The organism is Leucobacter salsicius M1-8 (assembly GCF_000350525.1).
In the GTDB taxonomy this organism is placed as follows: Bacteria; Actinomycetota; Actinomycetes; order Actinomycetales; family Microbacteriaceae; genus Leucobacter; species Leucobacter salsicius.
Map to the genome: position 1 here is coordinate 38,843 of NZ_AOCN01000015.1, position 25,027 is coordinate 63,869.

General features: G+C 66.5%; 21 protein-coding genes. 13 read left to right on the plus strand and 8 right to left on the minus strand.

The annotated features are described in order from the left end of the window. Positions 1-4: 4 nt before the first annotated feature. The gene (locus C795_RS0105410; protein ID WP_026139476.1) at positions 5-412 is read right to left on the minus strand and encodes a phage holin family protein; all 408 of its coding nucleotides are present in this window, start codon (positions 410-412) and stop codon (positions 5-7) included. Between the two features lie 89 nt (positions 413-501). Between C795_RS0105410 and C795_RS0105415 the strand changes: the two genes are divergently transcribed. From C795_RS0105415 to C795_RS0105430, 4 genes are all read left to right on the plus strand, one after another. Then, entirely contained in the window at positions 502-1,650 is a 1,149-nt protein-coding gene (locus tag C795_RS0105415; RefSeq protein WP_017792738.1) for a histidinol-phosphate transaminase, read from the plus strand. A 389-nt stretch (positions 1,651-2,039) separates the two neighbouring features. Further along, on the plus strand, positions 2,040-3,272 hold the full coding sequence (locus C795_RS0105420) for a thiamine pyrophosphate-dependent enzyme (RefSeq protein WP_017792739.1): 1,233 nt from the start codon (positions 2,040-2,042) through the stop codon (positions 3,270-3,272). Then, positions 3,269-4,285: an alpha-ketoacid dehydrogenase subunit beta gene (locus C795_RS0105425; protein WP_017792740.1), complete on the plus strand. Its 1,017-nt coding sequence runs from the start codon at positions 3,269-3,271 to the stop codon at positions 4,283-4,285. The genes C795_RS0105420 and C795_RS0105425 overlap by 4 nt, the downstream gene beginning before the upstream one ends. An 80-nt stretch (positions 4,286-4,365) precedes the next feature. Further along, on the plus strand, positions 4,366-5,703 hold the full coding sequence (locus tag C795_RS0105430; protein WP_017792741.1) for a dihydrolipoamide acetyltransferase family protein: 1,338 nt from the start codon (positions 4,366-4,368) through the stop codon (positions 5,701-5,703). Positions 5,704-5,830: 127 nt separating this feature from the next. On the opposite strand, the gene C795_RS0105435 is transcribed toward C795_RS0105430, so the two are convergent. Then, positions 5,831-6,493 carry an MIP/aquaporin family protein gene (locus C795_RS0105435; protein ID WP_017792742.1) on the minus strand — a complete coding sequence of 221 codons (663 nt, stop codon included), beginning with the start codon at positions 6,491-6,493 and terminating at the stop codon, positions 5,831-5,833. A 181-nt stretch (positions 6,494-6,674) separates the two neighbouring features. Between C795_RS0105435 and C795_RS0105440 the strand changes: the two genes are divergently transcribed. Both C795_RS0105440 and C795_RS0105445 read left to right on the plus strand, forming a co-directional pair. Continuing rightward, positions 6,675-7,115, plus strand: coding sequence for a Fur family transcriptional regulator (locus tag C795_RS0105440; RefSeq protein ID WP_017792743.1), 441 nt, complete (start codon positions 6,675-6,677; stop codon positions 7,113-7,115). A gap of 46 nt (positions 7,116-7,161) precedes the next feature. Then, positions 7,162-8,664: a catalase gene (locus tag C795_RS0105445; protein ID WP_017792744.1), complete on the plus strand. Its 1,503-nt coding sequence runs from the start codon at positions 7,162-7,164 to the stop codon at positions 8,662-8,664. Between the two features lie 76 nt (positions 8,665-8,740). Here C795_RS0105445 and C795_RS0105450 read toward each other — a convergent pair whose 3' ends face one another. The 5 genes from C795_RS0105450 to C795_RS0105470 form a co-directional block, all read right to left on the minus strand. After that, a complete protein-coding gene (locus tag C795_RS0105450; RefSeq protein ID WP_017792745.1) occupies positions 8,741-9,541 on the minus strand; it encodes an SDR family oxidoreductase in 801 nt (266 codons plus the stop codon). Positions 9,542-9,603: 62 nt separating this feature from the next. Continuing rightward, on the minus strand, positions 9,604-10,065 hold the full coding sequence (locus tag C795_RS15305) for a MarR family winged helix-turn-helix transcriptional regulator (protein WP_017792746.1): 462 nt from the start codon (positions 10,063-10,065) through the stop codon (positions 9,604-9,606). Between the two features lie 112 nt (positions 10,066-10,177). Beyond that, positions 10,178-11,245, minus strand: a complete 1,068-nt coding sequence (locus tag C795_RS0105460; RefSeq protein ID WP_017792747.1) for a cation diffusion facilitator family transporter — start codon at positions 11,243-11,245, stop codon at positions 10,178-10,180. Positions 11,246-11,321: 76 nt separating this feature from the next. After that, entirely contained in the window at positions 11,322-13,637 is a 2,316-nt protein-coding gene (locus tag C795_RS0105465) for a heavy metal translocating P-type ATPase (protein ID WP_017792748.1), read from the minus strand. Between the two features lie 66 nt (positions 13,638-13,703). Continuing rightward, positions 13,704-13,916: a heavy-metal-associated domain-containing protein gene (locus tag C795_RS0105470; protein WP_017792749.1), complete on the minus strand. Its 213-nt coding sequence runs from the start codon at positions 13,914-13,916 to the stop codon at positions 13,704-13,706. A 247-nt stretch (positions 13,917-14,163) separates the two neighbouring features. On the opposite strand from C795_RS0105470, the gene C795_RS0105475 reads away from it, so the two are divergent. Together C795_RS0105475 and C795_RS0105480 are read left to right on the plus strand one after the other, a co-directional pair. Beyond that, positions 14,164-16,332, plus strand: coding sequence for a BCCT family transporter (locus C795_RS0105475; RefSeq protein WP_017792750.1), 2,169 nt, complete (start codon positions 14,164-14,166; stop codon positions 16,330-16,332). Between the two features lie 35 nt (positions 16,333-16,367). Continuing rightward, positions 16,368-17,600: a glycosyltransferase gene (locus C795_RS0105480; protein ID WP_017792751.1), complete on the plus strand. Its 1,233-nt coding sequence runs from the start codon at positions 16,368-16,370 to the stop codon at positions 17,598-17,600. A gap of 20 nt (positions 17,601-17,620) precedes the next feature. Here the strand turns inward: C795_RS0105480 and C795_RS0105485 are convergent, their stop codons facing one another. Beyond that, positions 17,621-18,379, minus strand: a complete 759-nt coding sequence (locus C795_RS0105485) for a GntR family transcriptional regulator (protein ID WP_017792752.1) — start codon at positions 18,377-18,379, stop codon at positions 17,621-17,623. Positions 18,380-18,553: 174 nt separating this feature from the next. On the opposite strand from C795_RS0105485, the gene iolC reads away from it, so the two are divergent. The 5 genes from iolC (at position 18,554) to iolD (ending at position 25,009) form a co-directional block, all read left to right on the plus strand. After that, entirely contained in the window at positions 18,554-19,513 is a 960-nt protein-coding gene (gene iolC, locus C795_RS0105490; protein WP_017792753.1) for a 5-dehydro-2-deoxygluconokinase, read from the plus strand. Next, complete coding sequence (locus C795_RS0105495; protein ID WP_017792754.1) at positions 19,510-20,409, plus strand: class I fructose-bisphosphate aldolase; 900 nt, start codon at positions 19,510-19,512, stop codon at positions 20,407-20,409. Before iolC ends, C795_RS0105495 begins: the two co-directional genes overlap by 4 nt. Before the next feature lie 100 nt (positions 20,410-20,509). Next, complete coding sequence (locus C795_RS0105500) at positions 20,510-22,039, plus strand: CoA-acylating methylmalonate-semialdehyde dehydrogenase (RefSeq protein WP_017792755.1); 1,530 nt, start codon at positions 20,510-20,512, stop codon at positions 22,037-22,039. Positions 22,040-22,115: 76 nt separating this feature from the next. After that, positions 22,116-23,072, plus strand: a complete 957-nt coding sequence (gene iolB / locus C795_RS0105505) for a 5-deoxy-glucuronate isomerase (RefSeq protein ID WP_017792756.1) — start codon at positions 22,116-22,118, stop codon at positions 23,070-23,072. Next, entirely contained in the window at positions 23,069-25,009 is a 1,941-nt protein-coding gene (gene iolD, locus C795_RS0105510; RefSeq protein WP_017792757.1) for a 3D-(3,5/4)-trihydroxycyclohexane-1,2-dione acylhydrolase (decyclizing), read from the plus strand. The genes iolB and iolD overlap by 4 nt, the downstream gene beginning before the upstream one ends. Positions 25,010-25,027 lie beyond the last annotated feature (18 nt).

The window sequence follows — 25,027 nt, forward strand, 5'->3', positions numbered from 1 at the left end:
GCCGTTAGGGCTTCTTCTTCTTGCCGGTGCCGAGCAGTCCGTTCATGATGCCCGAGAGCACTGACATGACGAGTGCCGCAAGCACGCCCCACCAGAACGTCTCGACCTTCAACCCGAAGCCGGCGAGGTCGGACAACCAGCCCACGAGCGCGAACATGAGTCCGTTCACGATCAGTCCGAACAGGCCGAGGGTGATGATGTACAGCGGAATGGACACGAACCGCACGACGCGACCGAGTGTGCCATTCACGAGGCCGAACGCGAGCGCCACGAGGACGAGTGTGATGAGCGGGGCGTACTCGTCATCGCTGATGGGCACGATCCAGACCCCGTGATCGCCGGTGCCGCCGACGATGAGCGTGGTGAGCCACAGCGCGAAGGCGCCAACCAATACCCGAATTACAGAACGCATGTGCCAATTCTGGCAGCGGCAAGTGTGATGCTGCCGGGAAGTCGACTCCCTGCGTAGCCGTGCCCGCGGCATCACTAGACTGTGTGCTCATGAGCGAACAGGCGACTCCCCCCGTCAAACTCCGCGCAAGCGTGCTGGCCGCGCCCGCGTACAAGCAGGGGGCCGCGCCCACCAAGCCCGGCTTTAAGCTCTCGAGCAACGAGAATCCGTTCAGCCCGCTGCCCGGCGTGCTCGAGGCCGTCGCCGCTCGCGCGGCCGACTCCAACCGCTACGCCGGCGCCGCAATGCCCGAGCTGCGCGAGACCATCGGCGCGCTCTTTGGCGTCGGGCCCGATCACGTAGCTCTCGGTGCCGGATCGGTGACCCTGCTGTTCCAGCTCGTGCATGCCGCGGCGGGCCCGGGCGACGAATACCTGTACGCGTGGCCGAGCTTTGAGGCGTACCCGTCACTGGGCCTCGCCTCGGGCGCCACCCCCGTGGCCGTGCCGCTCACCGGCACCGCCGAGCACGATCTCGACGCGATGGCCGACCGCATCACCGACGCGACCCGCGTGGTGCTGCTGTGCACGCCCAACAACCCGACGGGCCCTGCATTGAAGCGCGACGCGTTCGACCGCTTCATGGCCCGCGTACCCAGCGATACCCTCGTGGTGCTCGACGAGGCCTACCGAGAGTTCGTCACCGACCCCGGCGCGGTGCGCGGCGAGGACGTGCTCACGCAGTACCCCAACCTCGTCGTGCTGCGCACCTTCTCGAAGGCCTACGGGCTCGCGGGGCTGCGCATCGGTTATGGCGTCGGCTCCCCCGCGATTCTGGCGGCCGCCGCAAGCGTCGCGATTCCCCTGTCAGTGACCGGCGTCGCCGAGTCGGCTGCGCTCGCCTCGCTGGCCCCCGAGGCCACGGTGGTGCACGACGAACGCGTTGCTGAGCTCGTCGCCCGCCGCGATGCGCTCGTGTCAGCGCTGCGTGAGCTGGGCCTTGCGGTGCCCGATGCACAAGCGAACTTCGTTTGGATTCCCGAGGTTGCGGCAGGCGCGGCTGCCGCAGGTCAGGGTGGTTCCGGTCAGGGCGGTACCGAGCTAACCGGTGTGCCGAATGCGCAGGCGCTCGCCGCCGACTTCGTCGAGGCCGGCACGCTCGTGCGCCCCTTCCCGGGCCACGGCGTGCGCATCTCGGTCGGCGAGGCGGAAAGCCTGCCCGAGGCGCTGCGCATCGTGCACGCGCACCTCGCCGACTAGTCGAGCGCGTGGCTGGCAGTCCACCCGTCGTGGATTACGCACAGGTGAGCGGCGCAGCCGCGATCCGGATCAAGCCTCCAGCTCACCGGCCCCAGATCACCTCGCCCCCAAAGGCACCGCCTGTCAAATATGCGCGGGTTCTTCCGCTTTAGAAGGGCCCATAAGCGGAACTTCCCCCGCAGGTTCTTCGGCGGTGAGCCTCACACCAGGTCCCTGGCGGCTTCGCACTCCCACCGCTGCCAACACTCCGGCTGGGGCCAAATGTGGGGGTTATTGAGCGCCATAACCCCCAAGCGTGGCCCCAGAGGAAGAGCACGGCCGCCCACGAAATTGCAGTGAAAGCGGCTCATATCCTGTCCCAGTCATGGTGCATGATTACACTGGCATAGATGACCGAGCAGAACTCTCCCAGCGCTGTGCGCAGCACCCCTGCGGGCCCCCTGCACACGGGTAGCGATCCTGATCCGATCCGTTTTCTCGACGACGCGGGCGGCTACGCCCCCTCAGCGACGGCAGCTGAGTTCGCGAGCGAGCTCGAGGGCGTCGGAGTCGAAGACTTCAAGCAGTGGTACGTCGATATGGCGGGCACCCGTGCCTTCGACACCGAGTGCACACACCTGCAGCGCCAGGGCCAGCTCGCCCTCTGGGTGCCGAGCGTTGGTCAAGAAGGCTGCCAGGTCGGCCTCGCCCACGCGACCGAACCGCAGGATCACATCTTCCCCGCCTACCGCGAGCACACCGTCGCGAAGGTGCGCGGCGTACCGTTCGAGCGGGTCGCCTCACTGTTTCGTGGCGTGACCCACGGCGGTTGGGACATCACTGACCCGGCCAACGGCAACTTTCACCAGTACACGCTCGTGCTCGGCTCACAGACGCAGCACGCCACCGGATACGCGCTCGGGCAGGTGCTCGACGCAAAGATGCGCGCGCTCGCTGCGGGTGATTCCGCCGGTTCGGTGCTCGACCCCGGCGAGGCAGGCACCGCCACTGGCGAGGCGACCGTCGTGTTCTACGGTGACGGCACCTCGAGCCAGGGCGACCCCAACGAGGCCATGATCTTCGCCGCGAGCTACCAGACGCCCGAGCTGTTCATGGTGCAGAACAACGGCTGGGCGATCTCGGTGCCCGTCGAGCGCCAGACGCGCACGCCGCTGTACCGCCGCGCGCTCGGCTTCGGCATTCGTGCCGTGCAGATCGACGGCAACGATCCGCTCGCAGCCTACGCCGTGAGCCGCCGCTACCTGCGCCTCGCCCGCGAGGGTGCCGGCCCCGGCTACATCGAGGCGCTCACCTACCGTATCGGCGCACACACGACGAGCGACGATCCTACGCGCTACCGCGAGAACGCCGAGCTCGAGTACTGGCAGCAGCGCGACCCGCTCATGCGACTTGAGGCATATCTTCGCTCGCTTGGTGTGACCGACGAGTTCTTCGCCGAGACCCACGAGGCCGCAGACCGCGAAGCGAAGCGAGTGCGCGAGGCCATTCTGACGCTCCCAGTGCCTGACGCCGATGATATGTTCGCAAACGTATATAGCGAGGTGCACCCGCGCATCGAGGAACAGCGTGAGTGGCTTGCCCGCTACGAAGCATCGTTCGAAGACCAGGAGGCCGGCGCATGAGTGCGACCATCAGCGTGAACCCAGGCGCGAGCGCAATCTCGCGGCAGCTGCCCATCGCGAAGGCCATTAACGAGGGCCTGCGCGCCGCGATGACGGCCAACGATCGCGTCATCCTGATGGGTGAGGACATTGGCCCGCTCGGCGGCGTCTTCCGTGTCACCGACAAGCTGCAGGCAGAGTTCGGCTCGGCCCGCGTGCTCGACACCCCGCTCGCAGAGTCGGGCATCGTCGGCAGTGCGATCGGGCTTGCGATGCGCGGATACCGCCCCGTCGTCGAGATCCAGTTCGACGGCTTCATCTTCCCCGCCTTCAACCAGATCGTGTCGCAGCTCGCCAAGATTACGAGTCGCCACGACGGCAAGATCCAGATGCCCGTCGTGATCCGGGTGCCCTACGGCGGGCACATCGGCGCCATCGAGCACCACCAGGAAAGCCCCGAAGCGTACTTCGCGCACACCCCGGGACTGCGCGTCGTCGCACCGTCGACTGCGAACGACGCCTACTGGATGATTCAGCAGGCGATCGAATCACCCGATCCGGTGCTGTTTTTCGAGCCCAAGGCGAAGTACTGGCAGAAGGGCGACGTCAATTTTGACGAGCCCGCGACCGATCTGCATACGACCCGGGTCGCTCGTACCGGCACCGACTGCACCGTCGTCGGCTACGGTGCCATGGTGACCACCCTGATGCAGGCCGCCGAGGTCGCCGAAGCAGAGGGCACGAGCATCGAGGTGGTCGACCTGCGCAGCATCTCGCCGATCGACTTCGAGCCGCTGCTCGGGTCGGTGCGCAAGACGGGCCGCCTCGTCGTCGCCCAGGAGGCCTCGGGCAATGCGAGCGTCGGCAGCGAAATCGCTGCATACGTCGCGGAGCATGCGTTCTACTCCCTGCAGGCGCCCGTGTTGCGGGCGTCGGGCTACGACGTGCCGTTCCCGCCCGCGCACCTCGAAGGTGTCTTCCTGCCCGATGCGGACCGCGTGCTTGAGGCCGTCGACCGCACGATGCACTACTAGGCCCAGTACACTTCACCATCACGAGGTACCCACCAGATTTTGGGTACCGCCCCAGGCAGCACCACCCAGAAGGAGCCGACATGAGCGAGATGAGCTTCCCCCTCCCCGACGTAGGCGAGGGGCTCACCGAGGCCGAGATCGTCACCTGGTTCGTCGCCCCCGGCGACACCGTGACCCTCAACCAGGTGATCTGCGAGATTGAGACCGCCAAGTCGCTCGTCGAGCTACCGTCACCCTTCGCGGGCGTCGTCACCGAGGTGCTCGCCGAGGTCGGCGACACCGTGCCGGTCGGCGAACCGATCCTGCGGGTGACCGTGGCCGATGGTGCCGGATCGGTGCCCGACGCTGCCGCGCCGGCTGAGACCGTGACTCCTGCGGCCGCCCCGGCTGCTGCACCCGAAATTGCTGTACCCGTCGAGGCGGCCCCGGCAGAAGAAGCCGGCGGCGCCGTGCTCGTCGGCTATGGCACCGGAGGTGCCGCGAAGTCGCGTCGCCGTCGCGGGGGAGAGCCGCCGTTGACGGGCACCAAGCCGGCCGTGATTCCTGTGGCGGATGCCTCACCGGTGATTGCAAAACCCCCGATCCGGAAGCTCGCGAAGGATCTCGGTGTCGACCTCACCCAGATCGAGGGAAGTGGCATCGCGGGCGAGATCTTGCGCGACGACGTCGTGCGTAACGCGTCGCAGGCGCGCGTGTTCCGCAACATCGAGACGCCCGAGCCGCAGGCGGCACGCGAGGTGCGCGTTCCGCTGAAGGGCGTGCGCAAGCAGATCGCCAAGGCAATGGCCGCGAGCTCGAACGACGCACCGCACGTGGGCGTCTTCACCGACGTTGACGCGACCCGCACCATGGAGTTCGTGAAGCGACTCAAGGCTTCGACCGACTTCGCGGGCGTAAAGGTATCGCCGCTGCTGATCTTCGCAAAGGCGATGCTGTGGGCAGTACGCCGCAACCCCGAGATTAACTCGACGTTCACCGAGACCGAGATCATTCACCACAACTTCGTGAACCTCGGCATCGCCGCGGCCACGCCCCGCGGCCTGATCGTGCCGAACATTAAGGATGCGCAGGAGCTCAGCCTGCTCGACCTCGCGCGAGCAATCGAGCAGCTGACCCTCACGGCCCGCGATGGCCGTACGCAGCCGGCCGAAATGTCCAACGGCACGATTACGATCACGAACATTGGCGTGTTTGGCATGGACTTCGGCACGCCGATCCTGGTGCCCGGTGAGGTTGCGATCATGGCGATGGGCACGATCAAGCTGAAGCCGTGGGTCGTCGATGGCGAGGTGCGCCCGCGCATGGTTACGACCGTGGGTGGCTCGTTCGACCACCGCGTGGTTGACGGTGACGTGATCTCGCGCTTCGTGGCCGACGTGGCCTCGGTGCTCGAGGAGCCCGCGCTGCTGCTCGATTAGCTGTTCTTGCAGAACGGGCCGGATCCCCACTGGGGACCCTGCCCGTTTGCGTTGGCTGCTCCAGCCCTCGTCATTCTGCGCGAGCTTGCGAGTCGCAGAATCCAGTCGCTCGCTTCGTGGCTACTGCCTACCGCGCAATCTTCGTGCTCTTGGTGGTCGGCCGCACGAGCTTGTCCTCCTTGTTGAGCGCACCGAACGCGATCGCAGCGAGTGCGGCGCCGACGAGGGGAGCGAGGAAGTACATCCAGAGCGCACTCCAGGCGAAGTTGCCGCCAACGGCGAGGCCGAGAGCGACGGCCGGGTTGAAGCTGCCGCCAGAGATGCTACCCACGGTTGAGGCGCCCACGAACACGGTGGTGCCGATGGCGAGACCATAGAACGAGTTGCCCGTGTGGTCTTTCGAGGTCGCCGTATTGAGCACGACGTAGACGAGCACGAACGTGAAGAGTGCTTTGACGAGAAAGGCGGGGCCCATCTCAACCTCGAGGGGGGCGGCGGGGCGGGCAAAGAGCACACCCGCAAGCACGGCACCGAGTGCGCCGCCCACGAGCTGCGCGATGACATACGCCACCAGGTCTGCAAGTCCCAGCGCACCGCGTAGGTAGGCGCCAAACGAGATCGCAGGGTTGATGTGGCCGCCAGACATATGTCCGGTTGCGAATACAAGAACCAAGAGCGCGAAGCCAATGGCGAGCGGGGCGAAGTCGCCCGAGTTGTTGATGGCTGCGATGATCGCAAAAACAAACAAGAACGTGGCGAGGGCCTCGGCCACTGCGTTGCGGATCGACATTGCGTACCTCTTCCTTGAGCATGGCAATTAGCGGATTCAGCTTAGTGCCGCGCGAAGAGCGGTCACAGGTGTGGTTCAAGGAATCGTCTACTGCACTTGGTGGATCGTTGACCCTACGTTTACCGACACGTGTCATGTTGTTATTTTGAGTTACTCAAAATAGACGCTATGATGGGTCCATATGGAACACACGCTGACCCCACCTACGGACGCCGAACTGCGCGACCGTTTGAAGGCGGCCGGCCTACGTGCGACCACGCCTCGAGCCGCTGTGATGCGGCTGCTTGGCCGCGGCGGGCACTGGAGTGCAACCGAGGTCTTCGACGAGGTCAAGGTTGAGCTGCCGGGCACCTCTGTGCAGGCTGTCTACGGAGTGCTTTCGGCTCTGTGCGAGGTGCGCATTCTGCGCAAGATCGAGGCGTCTGCCGGTGCTGCGCTCTACGAAGTGCACCGCGGCGACAATCATCACCATCTCGTGTGCGTGATGTGCGGCGATATTCGCGACGTTCCGTGTGCTGTTGGCCAGGCCCCGTGCCTCACGGCGAGCGAAAGCCACGGCTACGAGATCTTGGCCGCCGACGTCACGTATCGAGGCGTGTGTCCCGCTTGCGCCACAGTCTGACATCCAAGTTTTTACTAGCCATTTGTTCACTACCAGGAGAGGTCTCATGACAGATCAGAAGCTGACCACCACCCAGACCGGTACGCCGATCGCCAACGACGAGCATTCGCTCACCGTCGGCGCCAATGGCCCCACCGTCCTGCACGACCGCTACCTCGTTGAGAAGCTCGCCGCGTTCAACCGCGAGCGTGTGCCCGAGCGCAACCCCCACGCAAAGGGCGGCGGCGCATTTGGTGAGTTCGTCGTCACCGAGGACGTTTCGAAGTACACGCGTGCAGCTGTGTTCCAGCCCGGCGCCAAGGCAGAGACGCTGATCCGTTTCTCGACCGTTGCCGGCGAGCAGGGTTCGCCTGACACCTGGCGCGACGTGCGCGGCTTCTCGCTGCGTTTCTACACGACCGAGGGCAACCTCGACATCGTGGGCAACAACACCCCCACGTTCTTCATTCGTGACGGCATCAAGTTCCCCGACTTCATCCACTCGCAGAAGCGCCTGGCTGACTCGGGTCTGCGCGACGCTGACATGCAGTGGGACTTCTGGACCCTCTCACCCGAGTCCTCGCACCAGGTGACCTACCTCATGGGTGACCGTGGCCTCCCCGCCAGCTGGCGCGAGGTCAACGGCTATGGCTCGCACACCTACCAGTGGATCAACGCTGAGGGCGAGAAGTTCTGGGTCAAGTACCACTTCATGTCGCAGCAGGGCGTCAAGAACATGACCGGCGAAGAAGCAGACGCGCTTGCGGGCACCGACGCCGATTACCACCGCCGCGACCTGTTCAATGCGATCGCAGACGGCAACTTCCCGTCGTGGGACGTCTACGTGCAGATTATGCCGCACGAGGAGGCGAAGACGTACCGCTTCAACCCCTTCGATCTCACGAAGACCTGGCCCAAGGCTGACTACCCCCGTATCAAGGTGGGCACGTTCACGCTGAACCGCAACCCGCAGAACTTCTTCGCCGAGATCGAGCAGGCTGCCTTCTCGCCCGGCAACCAGGTTCCCGGCACCGGCATCTCGCCCGACAAGATGCTCATGGCTCGCGTGTTCTCGTACCCCGACGCTCAGCGCTACCGCATCGGCACGAACTACAACCAGCTGCCGGTCAACCAGCCGCACGCCACTGAGGCGAACAACTACATGCACCAGGGCAACATGCAGTACCACTTCCCCTCGGCTGCACAGCGCGTCTACCACCCCAACTCGTTTGGCGCAGCAGGCGGCCCGGAGGCCAACGCGCAGGCTGGTGTTGAGGGCAACTGGGAGTCGGACGGCGAGCTCGTGCGCACCGCGTACACGCTGCGCTCGGACGACGGCGACTTCGTGCAGGCAGGCATCCTCTACCGCGACGTGTACAACGACGAGGAGAAGGCCCGCTTCCACGCCACGCTCGGTGGTCAGGCGCAGGCCATCACGATCGACGAGATCCGTGAGCGTTTCTTCCAGTACTGGACGAATGTAGACGCGAACCTCGGCCAGATCCTGCGCGCCGTGTACGCGCAGGGTGCAGGCACCCCTGCAACCGACGTTCACGAGTCGCGCGTGTAACCTACCGGTTGTAACGACTAAGCGGCGCCCCAGGTTCTATGCTCTGGGGCGCCGCTTCGTCGTGTTTTATCGGGCGTTACTTTGCGTCGTTCCACGACCAGATGTCGTCACCGCGCAGTGTCGCGTCGGCGCCACCATCGCAGTAGATGGTTTGCCCGGCGAGGTGTGAGTTCTGCTCACTCGTGAGCCAGATCAGCAGGTCCGCGATCGAGCGTGCAGGCTGGTGATAGTTGAGCGGCATGGGCACAGAAGCATCCACCATTGCGGCGCCCTCGGGCGATGCCAGTAGCTCCTCGGTCATCGGCGTGATGACGGTGCCAGGGGCTACCGCGTTGAGCGGAATGCTACTGCCAGCCCACGCCTCGCTGATCGACTCGCGGCGAACCCAGCGTGAGAGCGCGCGTTTTGACGAGGAGTAGTTGAGGTATCCGGCTTCGGGTCCCTGCTCGGCCAGGGCGGTGCCCACCTCGATGGCTAGAGCTTCATTGCCCGAAAGGCCCGCCTCAACCAGCTCGGCTGACGGCTGCTGAAGTGATGCCATCGATGACACGACCGCTGCGCGGGGCTTGTCTGAATTGCGCAGGGCCGGCAGCATCCCGGTGAGAAATTCGGTCACGCCGAAGAAGTTAATTGAGAACGTCTTCGCGATCGGCGCCGCGATGCCGGCGCACGCGATGACGCCATCAACCTTGCCGCCTGCCAGTGCGCTGGCGCGCTCTGCGGCGTCTGCCCGCCCCTCGGGGGTCGAGAGGTCTGCGGGCACTTCGACGTCTTTGAGATCGACGCCAATAACGGTGTGGCCTTGTTCGCGCAGGGCCGCAGCGGTCGTTGCGCCGATGCCTGAGGCTGCGCCAGTCACTACGTAGGTGCGTGTCATGTTGGTGCTCCTTATTTCTCGAGGTAAATGTTGGGGCCAGGGAAGATGACGCGCAGCGGGGGCTAGATGGTAGCGCCGAGTGCGCGGGTGAACTGGACGATGGAGTTCGTGTCAATGCCGGGCGCTAGCCGCAGCGCATCGCGCACCATCGCGGTGCCTGCGTCGATGAGGCCTTGGTACGCGCGTGCCCCCGACGGGGTGAGCGAAATGTCAGTGGCTCGTCTGTCGCCGGCAACTGCTGTGCGCTCGACGAGGCCTGCCGCGAGTAGTCGCGCGAGGCTCTTGCTCATCGTGGGTCGGCTCAGGTGTAGGTCTAGTGCGAGCTGTGCCGGGCGAACGCTGCCACCGATCCGGCCGAGGGTGTGGAGTGTGCGCACGTCACCTTCATTGATGTCGAGCCCGGTTTGGCGGGCTATCTGCCCCTGCACGCGGGGCGATGACCATGCGGAGACCAGCTCGACGAAATTGGCAAGCACCTCCTCGACCTGTTGGTCGGAGGTTGAGCTCGCGGTTGGTGTCGTCACCCTTGTAACTATACGCCTTTAGTTTCCAATGGCAACTACTTTGTGAGTTCTCGCTCCCTAGCGACGGGTTCGGGCGCGCGGGCGCAGCGCGCGCGGCCCGATCCGGACCAGATCATCGGTTCGTGGGGGCGTGCGGAATATGGTGGCTCGCGGGCTCGAGCTGGATCGTCGAGTGCTCGACGTCGAAATGGCTCGTGAGGCACGCCTTCAGCTCGTCGAGGATCGCGTGGTACCCGCGCTCGTTCCAGGCGTCGTCGGTGACGGTGACGTGTGCCGAAAAGGCGGGCACCCCCGACGTGATCGTCCAGGCATGCAGGTCGTGCACCTCGGCGACGCCGGGCACCGCGAGCATGTGCCCGCGCGCAACCTCGACGTCGATGTTCTTGGGGGAGGCCTCGAGTAGCACGTCGACGACCTCGCGCAGCAGGCTGATCGCGCGGGGGAAGATGAGCACCGCGATCAGGATCGAGGCAATCTGGTCGGCGGGATTCCAACCCGTGAACATGATCACGAGGCCGGCCGCGATCACGAGCACCGAGCCGAGCAGGTCGCCAAGCACCTCAAGATACGCGCCGCGTACGTTGAGGCTCTCCTTCTGACCCGCCTGCAGAATGAGCAGCGATACGAGGTTTGCGGCCGCGCCGATGATGGCGGCGATCAGCATCGGGCCCGACTGCACCTCGACCTCGCTACCGAAGCGCAGGATCGCCTGTACGAAGATGACCACGGCGATCACGCCGAGGATGATGCCGTTCGCGAGGGCCGCGAGGATCTCGACGCGGAGGTATCCGAAGGTGCGCTTAGAGGTCGCGGGCAGGGCCGCGATGAGGCTCGCAATGAGGGCGATCGCGACGCCGGTGGCGTCGGTGAGCATGTGTCCGGCATCGGCCAGCAGCGACAGCGAGCCCGAGATGAATGCGCCGACGACCTGCACCACGAACACGGTCAGCGTGATGGAGAGCACCCAGATGAGTCGTTTGCGGTGCTTGCCGGTTGCGGTGCCGGCACCCTGTAGGCCGTGATCGTGCGAGTGGCCGCCACCCTTGCTACCCTTTCCGCCTGCGGCGGCCGCAGCCGCTGCCTCATCGTGGGGGGAGACCGGATGGCCGGCGCTGAACTCGGGCTCACAGCCCTCTTCGTGCGACTCGTGCGGCTCGTGGGAATCGGGCTGCGTGCTCATGCCTGGACCATACCAATCTGGGGTGAATCTGACCGTAAACTGACCGAAAAATGTGCCGCGAACCGCGTCATGAAACCTAGCTCGCCACGCTCTTGAAGCGGCGCAGCCGCAGGCTGTTGCCCACCACGAACACGCTCGAAAACGCCATCGCGGCGCCCGCGATCATCGGGTTCAACAGGCCCAGCGCGGCGAGCGGAATCGCCGCCACGTTGTACGCGAACGCCCAGAACAGGTTGCCCTTGATCGTGCTGAGCGTGCGGCGCGAGAGTCGGATCGCGTCGGCCGCACTGCGCAGGTCGCCCCGTACGAGTGTGATGTCGGCAGCTTCGATCGCGGCGTCGGTTCCCGTGCCCATTGCAAGGCCCAGGTCGGCCTGCGCGAGCGCGGCCGCATCGTTCACGCCGTCGCCGACCATCGCGACGACGCGGCCCTCAGCCTGCAGCGCCTTGATGACGTCGACCTTGTCGCTCGGCAGCACCTCGGCGTGCACGTCGCCCGCCGCAATGCCGACCTCGGCGGCGACCTGTTCGGCCACGGCCCGGTTATCGCCGGTGAGCAGAATCGGGGTGAGCCCCAGCGCCTTGAGCTGCGCGATCGCCTCTGCGCTCGTCGGCTTCACGGTGTCCGCGACGGCGACGAGCCCGCGGGCCTCGCCGTCCCAGGCGACGTATGCGACGGTGCGGCCCAGCTGCTCGAGGCGCGCAAGCTCCGCGCGCAGCGCGGGATCCGGATCAATAGCCCAGTCGGCCAGCAGCGACTCACGCCCGACGAGCACCGCATGGCCCTCGACGATGCCCGAGACGCCCTTGCCCGCCGTGTTCTGGAAGTTCTCGACCGCGGGGAGCTGACCCGGCAGCGAGGATCCGAGCTCAAGCGCGGCACCGCGGGCGATGGCCTGCGCGATCGGGTGTTCGGAGGCGGCCTCGAGCGCGCCCGCGAGGCGCAGCAACTGGTCGCGTGCGACCCCGTCGGCGGCCACCGCATCGGTGAGCGTCATCTTGCCGCTCGTGACGGTGCCGGTCTTATCGAGTACGATGGTGTCGACGCGGCGCGTGGACTCGAGCACCTCGGGGCCCTTGATGAGTGTGCCGAGCTGGGCGCCGCGGCCCGTGCCGACGAGTAGCGCCGTGGGGGTGGCGAGGCCGAGCGCGCAGGGGCACGCGATGATCAGCACCGCGACGGCCGCGGTGAATGCGGCCGCGGGAGGGTTGCCGAGCGCGAGCCAGGTGACGAGGGTGCCGAGGGCGATGACGATCACGATCGGCACGAAGACGCCCGAGACGCGGTCGGCGAGGCGCTGTACCTCGGCCTTGCCCGACTGCGCGTCCTCCACCATCTGCGCCATGTGGGCGAGCTGCGTGTCGGCGCCGACTGCGGTGGCGCGTACGGTGATGCGGCCGCTCGTGGAGACGGTGCCGCCGGTGACCTGGTCACCCGCGGTCGCCTCGACGGGTACCGACTCGCCCGTGAGCATCGACGCGTCGATCGCGGTCGCGCCGTCGACGATCAGGCCGTCGGTGGCGATCTTTTCGCCGGGGCGCACCACAAACTCGTCGCCGACCGTGAGCTCGGCGACGGGAATGCGGGTTTCGGTGCCATCGCGCAGCACCGCGACGTCCTTGGCGCCGACCTCGAGTAGGGCGCGCAGCGCGGCCCCGGCCTGTCGCTTCGAGCACTTCTCGAAGTAGCGGCCCGCGAGCAAGAACATGGTGACGCCTGCCGCGACCTCGAGGTAGATGTTGGCGGTGCCGTCGTGACGGTTGATCGACAGCTCGAAGGCGTGCGTCATGCCTTTCTCGCCGGCTGTGCCGAGGAAGAGCGCGTAGAGCGACCACAGGTACGCGGCGCCCGTGCCGACCGACACGAGGGTGTCCATGGTCGCGGCGCCGTGGCGGGCGTTAATCCAGGCCGCGCGGTGGAACGGCCACGCCGCCCACACGATCACGGGGGAGCTGAGCGCCAGCACCGCCCACTGCCAGTACGTGAACTGAAAGATCGGAAACATCGAGATCAGAATCACCGGCACCGACAGCCAGATCGAGCCGATCAGGCGCTGGCGCAGGCTCGTGAGCTCGGAGTCGCTCGCGGCATCACCGCGTGCGGCCCCTGAATTCGATGCCGGATCGCCCCCCGCCGTGCCGGTCGGGGTTGAAGCCTGTGCCGCGGTCTGCGGGGGCGCGGGGAGCTCGGCGGTGTAGCCGGTCTTCTCGACCTCGGCGATGAGCAACTGCGGGTCGTACCCCTCGGGGGTATGTACGCGCGCCTTCTCGGTCGCGTAGTTGACCGACGCCTCGATGCCCTCGAGTTTGTTGAGCTTGCGTTCGATCCGGTTCGCGCAGGAGGCGCACGTCATTCCGCCGATTTCGAGGTCGAAGGTTTGGGGGAGTGACATGTTGCCTTCCTAACGTGGGACGTGTGGGGGTGGGGGATGTGTGGCGGGTGCTCGCCCGCCGGGTGGCTAACCGCGTACGGCGGCGTAGCCAGCCTCGTCGACGGCAGCGATAATGGCGGCATCGTCGATGGGGGCCTCGTGGGTCACGCTGAGCTTGCCGGTCTTGGAGCTCACGGCGATCTCGGTGACTCCGGCGACCTCGCTCACTTCTTCGCGGACGGACATCTCGCAGTGGCCGCACGTCATGCCGGTGACTTGGAATTCGGTGGTGGTGCTCATGGGGGCGCTCCTTAGGGTCGGATAGGTGCCGTGTGTAATTCAGCATACCCCCCTGGGGTATGTGAGTAAAGCGGAACCCCGACTTTTTGCGATCTCGCGCGTCGCGTCACCAAATTGTGACCATAAATTCCAGATCAATGGGTGTATCTCGAGGTGCAACTGGTTTTGGCCCCCCGAATTCACTAGCGTGAAGAGTGTTGGATTTGCTCCCCCAGGGCGCTCACGAGGCGTTCGGACAGGAAAACCCATGAAGCGTAAGCGCAGCTCAGACCGCGGCCAGTCACCGAACGGTGCGCCCCAGCCCACGGCCAAAATTCCCATCGGGGGCTTCGCGGGGGATCCAAATAGCCGCATCAAGCGGGTGATCAAGCGGGCCGCCGTGGTACCCGTTGCCCCGCACCCCGGACTCATCCCCGGCATCGGCGTCGAGCAGACCGGCGTCAGGTTTCCCACGAACAAGGCGGTCCTGGGCGGGGCCGTGGTGGTAACGCTCGGCGTCATCACGTGGGCATTTGTTGCCCCCGACAGCCTCGCTATCGCCGGATCCACCTCGCTCGCCTGGGTGACCACGAACTTTGGCTGGCTCTTTGGGGCGCTCGCCGTCGGCATCGCGATCTTCATGCTCGCCGTGGGCTACGGTCGTACGGGTGGCATTCGCCTGGGCGCCGACGACGAGGAACCCGAGTTCTCGACCACCTCGTGGATCTCGATGCTGTTCGCCGCGGGCCTCGGCATCGGGCTGTTGTTCTACGGGCCGCTCGAACCGCTGACCTACTATCTCGTCCCGGCACCCGGGCAGAGCGTGGAGGGCGGCACGACCGCGGCGGTGCTGCCCGCCATGGCGCAGACCATTCTGCACTGGGGCCCCATCGCGTGGGCCTTCTACGCCCTCGTGGGCGGCGCGATTGCCTACAGCGCGTACCGGCGCGGCCGCGCACCCCTCATCTCGGCGCTGTTCGAACCCGTGTTTCCCGGAGCGACGAACCGGGTGCTGGGCCGCCTGATCGACTTCTTCGCGATTATCGTGACCCTCTTTGGCACCGCGGTGTCGCTCGGCATCGGTGCGCTGCAGATTCAAAGCGGCTTCATGCTCGTGACCGGCCTGGGCGAACTGGGCAACATGTTTCTCATCGGCTCGATCGCGGTGCTCACGGCGTGCTTCATCGCCTCGGCGGTCTCGGGGGTCAAACGGGGGATCCGGCTCCTCTCCAATACCAACATGATTCTCACGGGATTCTTGGGCCTGTTCGTGCTCATTGCCGGGCCCACGGTCTACATCTTGAATTTCATGCCGACCTCGCTGATCGCGTTCTTTCAGGAGCTGGGCGGCATGCTCACACTGAATGCCAATGACGGCGACGAGGCGGTCGCGTTTCTGGGTTCGTGGACCACCTATTACTGGGCGTGGTGGGTGTCGTGGACCCCGTTCGTGGGCATGTTCATCGCCAAGATTTCGCGCGGCCGCACGCTGCGCGAGTTCGTGACCACGGTCGTGCTCGTGCCCTCGGCGATCGTGGTTGCGTGGTTCGTTGTGTACGGCAGCACCGCGATCTGGCTGACGGCCCAGGGCGAGGATCTGCAGAGTGGCGGCACGAGCGAGGAGGTGCTGTTCCAGATGCTGCAGCGGCTGCCGCTGGGCATGGTGACCTCGGTGATCGCGATGGTGGCGGTCGTGATCTTCTTCGTCACCGCGGCCGATTCGGCCTCGATCGTGATGGCGTCGATGTCGCAGGGCGGCCGGCCCGAACCGTCGCGCTGGGTGACGATTCTGTGGGGCGTGCTGCTCGGCACGATCGCGATCGCGCTGCTGCTCGCGGGCGGCAAATCCGCGCTCTCGGGGCTGCAATCGCTCATGGTCGTGTCGGCGCTACCGTTCGCGTTCATCGTGATCGGCATCATGTATGCATGGGCGCAAGATCTGCGCACCGATCCCTACATCATTCGGCGCAAGTACGCGCGCGCCGCGATCGCGCAGGGCGTGCGCCGCGGCATCGACGAGTTCGGTGACGACTTCGTGTTTGGCGCGAGCGAGGTGCCGGCCGACGAGGGAGCGGGAGCCGGCTTCGACAGCACCGATCCCGCGCTCACCGACTGGTACGTCGATGCCACGACCGGACCGATCGAGAAGGTCACCTCCGAGGACGTGCGGCGCACCCTCGAGCCAGGCCATATCCAGCCGCGGGGCGAGCATGTGCCGGATCGCGCCGCCTCTGGCGAGGCGTCGCAGGTCGTGGGCGAGCGGGTGGTGCGCCCCGAGCCCGTGGTGTCAGAGGCGTCAGATGCTGAGGATCCCGGGGTCGAGCAGTCTGGGCCCGAGGAGCCCGAGTTTGGAACCGCAGGCGACACCGAGGCGCCCCGCCGCGCGCCGCGACACGGGGCGGGTGAACCCGATCCCGGAGAGGGGCTACCCGGGTAACGCCCGCCTCTCCCACCACCCGATACGCTAGAGCCATGAATACAGCGGCGCTGACCATCGGCTTTGTGATGCTGCACACCTCGCCGCTCGATATCCCGGGCACCAAGGATGCTGGCGGCATGAACGTGGTCGTGCGTGCGCAGGCCGAGGCGCTTGCGCGCGCTGGCCATGACGTGCGCATCTACACGCGCCGCAGCGACGAGGAGTCGCCCGCGAGGGTCGAGGTCGAGCCGGGACTCGTGGTCATCCACCTCGACGCCGGCCCCGCGCGGCTGCTCGCAAAGGGTGAGCACGAGGCCGTCATGGACGATTTCGGTCACCGGCTCGACGAGGCACTCGAGGGCGACTCAGTTGACCTACTGCACGCCGAGCACTGGTTCTCTGGCATTGCCGCCCTGTCGGTGGCGCGCGGACGTGGTATCCCGCTCGTGCAGAGCTACCACTCAATTGCCGCCGAGCCTGACTCGCCGCTCACCGATGGCGAGCGTCCCGAGTCGCCCGGGCGGCTCGCGGGCGAGAAGCTCCTCGCCCACGAGGCTGATCTGGTGATCGCGGTGAGCGAGGCCGAGCGGCAGACGGTTATTGAGCGGCTGGGCGGCGATCCGGATCGCATTCGCGTGGTGCCCCTGGGCGTCGATACCGAGCTGTTCCACCCGTGCGTTACCGAGGAGTGCGCCGATCAGCGTGACTGGATCGGCCGCGGCGGCCGCCCCGAGGTCATCATGGTCGGTCGACTGCATCCCCTCAAGGGATTCGACCTGATTATTGACGCAATGGCACTGCTGCCCGCGGACGCTCGCCCGGCGCTGCGCGTCGTCGGTGCGCCGCCGCCCGATGGGGACGCATATGCGCGCGGCCTGCACGAGGCCGCGGCTAACGCCAGCATGCTCGGCACGACCTCGTTTGACGGTGCCCTGCGCCGGTCAGAGCTGGCCGAGCGTATTCGGGCCGCCGCGCTGATGGTGGTGCCCTCGCACTCCGAGACGTTTGGGCTCGTGGCGCTCGAGGCAGCCGCATCTGGCGTGCCCGTGATCGCGCGCGCCACCGGAGGCTTGCGTGAGGCCGTCGATGATGGCGTCACGGGCCTACTGATCTCGGGCGACGACCCGCAGGTCTGGGCGACCGCAATCGCTGAGCTGCTCGCCGACACCGAGCGGCTGGAGCGCATGGGTCGCGCTTCGCGCGAGCACGCCCTCGAAAGCAGCTGGGCGTCGTCTGCCGACCGGCTCATCGAGGCCTACTCGGTGGCCTGCCGCAACCGGAAGTAGGAAGCGGCTCGAGGTGACGCCTACCGCGCGACGAGCGTGGTCGAGAACGAGTAGAGATCCGGGCGATAGCAGTGGTGCCCGGCCTCGATCACGCGACCGCCCTGGTCAAACGCGACGCGATCCATGGTGAGCAGCGGGCTGCCCTTCGGGATATCGAGGAGCTCGTGCTCGTCGCCCTGGGTGCGCCGCGCTCCGATCGTCTGGTTGGCGATCTTGATGGTGACGCCGCGGGCGCGCAGCATCTCGTAGAGCCCCTTGTTCTCGAGGTGCTCCGCGGTGATGTCGGCGAACTCGGGGGGCAGCAGGTTCTCGAGCACGGCCATGGGGGTGCCGTCGGCGCTGCGCAGGCGGCGAATGCGGGTGATCTCGGTGCCCGGATCCACGTTGAGCAACTGCGCAGTCTGCGCATCAGCGGGTACGCGCTCGAGCGAAAGTACGCGGGTAGAGGGCTTGATGCCGCTGTGGCTGAGGTCCTCGTGCAGGCTCGTGAGCTCGACAGGGCGACTCACGCGCGCCTGCACTACCTGGGTGCCGATGCCGCGGCGGCGCACCAGCAGACCCTTGTCGACGAGCTCCTGGATCGCACGGCGCACGGTGGGGCGCGAGAGACCCAATTTCTCGCCGATTGAGATCTCGTTCTCGAGTCGGGCGCCCGAGGGGATCACTCCCTCGCGGATCGCGCGCTCGAGTCGGCTCGAGATTTGGTAGTAGAGGGGGACCGGACCAGTGCGGTCCAGGTCGGTGAATAGCTCTGCGGGCCAGACGGGCTCGGTGCTCATAAAGTGCTCCTAGGGCAAGCAGCACGGCGCCGGGCTGCTCTATTGATGCAATGTGATGACAACATTACAGCCAATCGAGGAATACCCATGCCCTCACGGCCCCTTCGTGCTATTGTTAGGACAAATGCAGCGGCGCGTCTGGCGCCGCATCGCGCAAAGAAAGGCGGCGGCTGAATGTCGGAACAACGGCGTCCTGATGACGTGCTAGTGATGGGGCGCCTCGGCGTCGATGTATACCCGCTGCAGAGCGGTGTGGGGCTCGAGGATGTTACGAGCTTCGGAAAGTACCTCGGCGGCAGCGCCGCGAACGTGTCAGTCGCCGCGGCGAAGTACGGCCGCAAGAGCGCACTGATCTCACGCGTGGGTGACGACCCCTTCGGGCGCTACCTGCTGCGCGAGCTCGATCGCCTCGGCGTCGACCCCCGCGAGGTAAAGACCGACCCGCAGTACAAGACACCCATCACGTTCTGCGAGATCTTCCCGCCCGATGACTTTCCGCTCTATTTCTACCGCGAGCCCAAGGCTCCGGATCTCGAGATCGCTCCCGAGGATCTCGACGAGGAAGCGATTCAGGCCGCCAAGATCCTGTGGCTCACGGTCACCGGTCTGAGCCAGGAGCCCAGCCGCGCGGCACACCACGCGGCGCTCGCCGCCCGCGGCCGCCGCGCGCACACGATCCTCGATCTCGACTACCGCCCCATGTTCTGGGAGCACCCCGAAGAGGCGAGCGCCCAGGTGGCCCAGGCGCTTGAGGGTGTCACGGTCGCGGTGGGCAACAAGGAGGAGTGCGAGGTCGCGGTCGGCGAGACCGATCCGGATCGCGCCGCAGATGCCCTGCTCGAGCGCGGCATCGAACTCGCAATCGTGAAGCAGGGACCCAAGGGCGTCATGGCGAAGACGCGCGACGAGCGCGTCGAGGTGCCGCCCCACTTTGTTGACGTCGTCAACGGTCTCGGCTCAGGCGATGCCTTCGGCGGCGCGCTCTGCCACGGACTGCTTGAAGGCTGGGGCCTCGAGCGTATTCTCCAGTTCGCGAACGTGGCTGGCGCGATCGTCGCGACCCGCCTGGAATGCTCGACGGCGATGCCCACTGCCGCAGAGATCGAAGAAGTACTGAAGGGATCGGCCGCATGACGCTCGACAGTCCCACCATCGACTTCGCTGCGCTGCGCGACCTGCGCGCCTCAGCACCCGGCACGATCGCCCAGAAGCTCGCGACGCGTAAGAAGCGCGACGTCATTCAGGGCGACGGCCGCCTCTTCATCGTCGCCGCCGACCACCCGGCCCGCGGCGCGATCGCGGTCGGCTCGAACCCCACCGCTATGGCGAACCGTTACGACCTGCTCGAGCGCATGGCAATCGCCCTGTCGCGCCCCGGCGTCGACGGCGTGCTCGGCACTCCCGACATTATCGACGACCTCGCGGCGCTCGGTCTGCTCGACGACAAGATCGTCGTCGGCTCGATGAACCGCGGCGGCCTGCGCGGCGCGAGCTTCGAGCTCGACGACCGCTACACCGCCTACGACATCAACTCGATGGTGCGCGACGGTCTCGACTTCGCGAAGACGCTCATTCGCGTTGACCTGAATGACGCCGGCACCGCGTCAACGCTCGAGGCCACGGCCCGCGCGGTTGACTCAGCCGCGGCGGCCCAGCTGCCCATCATGCTTGAGCCCTTCATGAGCCGCCGCGTCGACGGCAAGGTCATTAACGACCTGAGCGCAGAGGCCGTGATCCTCTCGACCGCGATCGCCTCGGGCCTCGGCAACTCGAGCGCCTACACGTGGATGAAGCTTCCCGTCGTGCCCGACATGGAGCGCGTCATGGAGGCGACCACGATGCCCACGCTGCTGCTCGGCGGCGACAACGGCGGCGACCCTGATGAGACCTTCGCGGCCTGGGAAAGCGCGCTCGCGCTGCCAGGCGTGCGCGGCCTCACTGTCGGCCGCACGCTGCTCTACCCCGCCGATGGCGACGTCGCCCAGGCCGTCGACACCGCGGCACGGCTCGTGCATACTGGCCTGGCCTAAGCTCCTTCCTAATTTCTTTCCGGATCGCGGCCCGCAGGCGCCCTGCGCCGTGCGGGCCCGATCCGGCACCCCACAGATTCACTCGAGAGAGGCAACGAATATGAGTAACGCAACCACCCCCGTGGTCGGCCACTGGATCGACGGCGCACGCAGCGCGTCAACGTCGGGCCGCACCGCCCCCGTACACAACCCCGCCACCGGTGAGGTCATTCGTGAGGTAGCGCTCGCGAACGAGACCGAGATCGCCGCCGCAATCGCGTCGGCGCAGCAGGGCTACGAGACCTGGAGCGCCATGTCGATGGCGCGTCGCCAGGCCGTCATCTTCAAGTTCCGCGAGCTGCTGAACAACAAGAAGACCGAGCTCGCCGCGATCGTCACCGAGGAGCACGGCAAGGTGCTCTCGGACGCGATGGGCGAGATCGCCCGCGGCCAGGAGGTCGTGGAGCTCGCGACCGGGTTCCCGCACCTCATCAAGGGCGGCTTCTCCGAGAACGTCTCGACCGGCATCGATGTCTACACGCTGAAGCAGCCCCTCGGCGTCGTTGGCGTCATCTCGCCCTTCAACTTCCCTGTCATGGTGCCGATGTGGTTCTTCCCCATCGCGATCGCCGCGGGCAACGCCGTGATCCTCAAGCCCTCTGAGAAGGACCCCTCGGCCGCCATCTGGATGGCCGAGCTGTGGAAGGAAGCCGGTCTTCCCGACGGCGTCTTCACCGTGCTCAACGGTGACAAGCAGGCCGTCGATGGCCTGCTGAACGCCCCCGAGGTGCAGTCGATCTCGTTCGTCGGCTCGACCCCGATCGCGCAGTACATCTACGAGACCGCGGCCAAGAACGGCAAGCGCGTGCAGGCACTCGGTGGCGCAAAGAACCACATGCTGGTGCTGCCCGACGCCGACCTCGACCTCGTCGCCGACCAGGCGATCAACGCGGGCTACGGCGCCGCGGGCGAGCGCTGCATGGCACTCTCGGTCGTGCTGGCGGTCGAGCCCGTCGCAGACGAGCTGATCGAGAAGATCAAGGAACGCATCGGCAACCTGGTGGTCGGCAACGGCGCCACGGGCGCCGACGGTACGACGCGGGAGCCGGATCTGGGCCCGCTGATCACTGCCGAGCACCGTGCGAAGGTCTCAAACTACGTCGATATCGCCGAGGCCGACGGCGGCCGCATTGTCATCGATGGCCGCGACCTCAAGGTCGATGGCCACGAGGACGGCTTCTTCTTCGGCCCCACCCTCATCGACAACCTGTCGACCGAGTCGCGCGCCTACACCGAGGAGATCTTCGGGCCGGTGTTGCAGGTGATTCGCGTGAAGTCCTTCGAGGAGGGCGTCGAGCTCATCAACTCGGGCCAGTTTGGCAACGGCACCGCGATCTTCACGAACGACGGTGGCGCCGCGCGTCGCTTCCAGCACGAGATCCACGTGGGCATGGTTGGCATCAACGTGCCGATCCCCGTGCCGGTCGCTTACCACTCGTTCGGTGGCTGGAAGTCGTCGCTGTTCGGCGACGCGAAGGCCTACGGCGTGCAGGGCTTCGACTTCTTCACCCGCGAAAAGGCCATCACGAGCCGGTGGCTCGACCCCGCCAAGCACGGCGGCATCAACCTGGGCTTCCCCCAGAACGATTAGGCATCACCCTGGATCCTGCGGGAGTGGAGCGAGTCGCAGGATCCAGCCCAGCAAGCAGTAACGAGAGGTAGAACACATGACTGAGCAGGCAACGCCGGCCGAGCGCTGGTTTCACCGTCGCGGCGAACTTGCCGAGGGTGGCTGGGAGACAGTCGTCGACGAAAGCGTTCCCGGCTGGGAGCACACCGGTCTGCGCGTCGCTCGCCTGACCGAGGGCGCGTCGATCGAGCTCTCGGGCACCGGCGTCGAGCGCCTGGTCGTCCCGCTCTCGGGCTCCTTCGAGGTGGCCCACGACGGAGAGGCAACCGTGCTGAGCGGCCGCAGCTCTGTTTTCGACGGCCCCACCGATGTGCTCTACCTCTCGGCCGCAAGCGAGGCGACCGTCACGGCTCGTTCCGCAGGCGAGACCCGCTTCCTCGTCGCCACCTCGCCGACCGACATCGTGCGCCCCTCGGCCTACATGCCGGTCGAGTCGGTGCCTGTCGAGTTGCGCGGTGCAGGTGCCTCGAGTCGCCAGGTACACAACTTCGGCCGCAAGGAGTCCCTCGATGCGGCCCGCTTCATTGTCGTCGAGGTAATCACCCCGTCTGAGAACTGGTCCTCGTACCCGCCTCACAAGCACGACGAGCACCTGCCCGGCCACGAGTCGGAGCTCGAGGAGATCTACTACTTCGAGGTAGCCCCGACAAAGGGCGCCCCTGCAGGGGTGAGCGAGGAGCACGCCTTCGGCATGTTCAGCACGTACTCGTCACCAGCGGGCTCCATCGAGATCGATTCGCGGGTGTTCACCGGCGACGTCGCACTCGTGCCCCACGGCTATCACGGCCCCGCGGTTGCGGCCCCCGGCTACGACATGTACTACCTCAACGTGATGGCCGGCCCCGATCCCGAGCGCAGCTGGCTCATCAGCGATGACCCCGCCCACGGCTGGGTGCGCGAAACCTGGGACGGCCAAGAGTTTGACTCCCGCCTGCCTTACACAAACGCTCGATCGACCGCCGACGCTTCGACCACCACCGAGGAGACCCGATGAACACCCGCCGCATGACGGTCAGCCAGGCGCTGGTCGAATTTCTCGCCAACCAGTGGACGGTCGACCGCGACGCGAACGGCCAGGAAGTTCGTGAGCGCACGATCCCCGGCATGTTCGGCATCTTCGGCCACGGCAACGTGGCAGGCATCGGCCAGGCACTGAAGCAGGCCAACGTCGAAAACCCCGATCTGATGCCCTACTTCCAGGCGCGCAACGAGCAGGCAATGGTGCATCAGGCCGTCGGCTACGCCCGCATGCACCGCCGCCGCGGCACCTATGCCGCCGCGGCCTCGGTTGGCCCGGGCGCCACGAACATGCTCACGGGTGCGGCGCTCGCCACCACGAACCGCCTGCCCGCGCTGCTGCTGCCGAGCGACACCTTCGCGACCCGCGTCGCCGATCCGGTGCTGCAGCAGCTCGAACAGCCGCACGATATTGGCCTCACCGTCAACGACGCGTTCCGCCCCGTCTCCAAGTTCTTTGACCGCGTGCAGCGCCCCGAGCAGCTGTTCTCGATCGCGCTCGCGGCAATGCGCGTGCTCACGGATCCGGCAGAGACCGGCGCCGTTACGATCGCGCTCCCCGAGGACGTCCAGGCCGAGGCCATGGACGTGCCGCTCGAGTTCCTCGCGCCGCGGGAATGGCGGATCCGGCGCCCACGGCCCGAACGCGACGCGCTCGCGCTCGCCATCGAGGCCCTCCGTGGGGCAAAGCGTCCCATGATCATTGCGGGTGGCGGCGTGCTGTACTCCGACGCCGAGGAGCAGCTGCGCCAGTTCGCCGAGGCCACCGGAATCCCGGTCGGCACCTCGCAGGCCGGCGGCGGCGTGCTCACCTGGGACCACCCGCAGAACCTCGGCGGCGTGGGCGCGACCGGCACCCTCGCGGCCAACAAGATCGCGGCAGAGGCCGACGTCATCATCGGCATCGGTACCCGCTACAGCGACTTCACGACCGCCTCGCGCACCGCGTTCCAGCACCCCGGTGTGAAGTTCGTGAACATCAACGTCGCGTCGTTCGACGCGTACAAGCACGGCACGCAGATCGCCGTGATCGCCGACGCCCGCGAGACGCTCCTGGAGCTGCTCGACGCCCACGGAAACGGGGCACTCGGCGAGCTGCGTGTCGATACCGCCTACGCCGAGCGCATCGCCGCGCTAAAAGCGGAGTGGGACGCCTCGGTGGACGCGGCCTTCGAGCCCTCGGGGCTCGACCTGCCGGGCCAGACCGAAATCATCGGTGCCGTGCAGCGGTCCTCCGACCCGAAGGATGTCATTGTGCAGGCGGCGGGATCGCTGCCCGGTGACCTGCACAAGCTGTGGCGCGTGCGTGACGCGCTCGGCTACCACGTCGAGTACGCCTTCTCGTGCATGGGCTACGAGATCGCCGGCGGCATGGGCGCGAAGCGCGGCCTCGTCGATGCAGGCGACGACCGCGACGTCATCGTGATGGTCGGCGACGGTTCGTACCTGATGCTCAACACCGAGCTCGTGACCGCGGTCGCCGAGGGCATTAAGATCATCGTCGTGCTGATCCAGAACCACGGCTACGCGTCGATCGGGCACCTGTCAGAGACGGTCGGATCCGAGCGCTTCGGCACCTGGTACCGCGCCTACGATCCCGAGACGAAGAACTTCCAGGGCGAAGACATTCTGCCCGTCGACCTCGCGATGAATGCCCGCAGCTACGGCATGGACGTCATCGAGGTCGAGCCGGGGGCCTCGGCGATCACCGATCTCGAGGCGGCCATGGCCGTCGCGAAGGCCTCGGATCGCTCGACCTTCATTCACATCAACAGCAATCCGCTGATCTACTCACCCGATGGCGCGGGTTGGTGGGACGTACCGGTGCCCCAGGTTTCCGAGCTCGAGGCCACGCAGCGCGCCCGCGCCGAGTATGTTGCGCAGCAGGCGGCACAGAAGCCGCTGCTGGGCTAGCTCTTGTGAGCAGCTTGG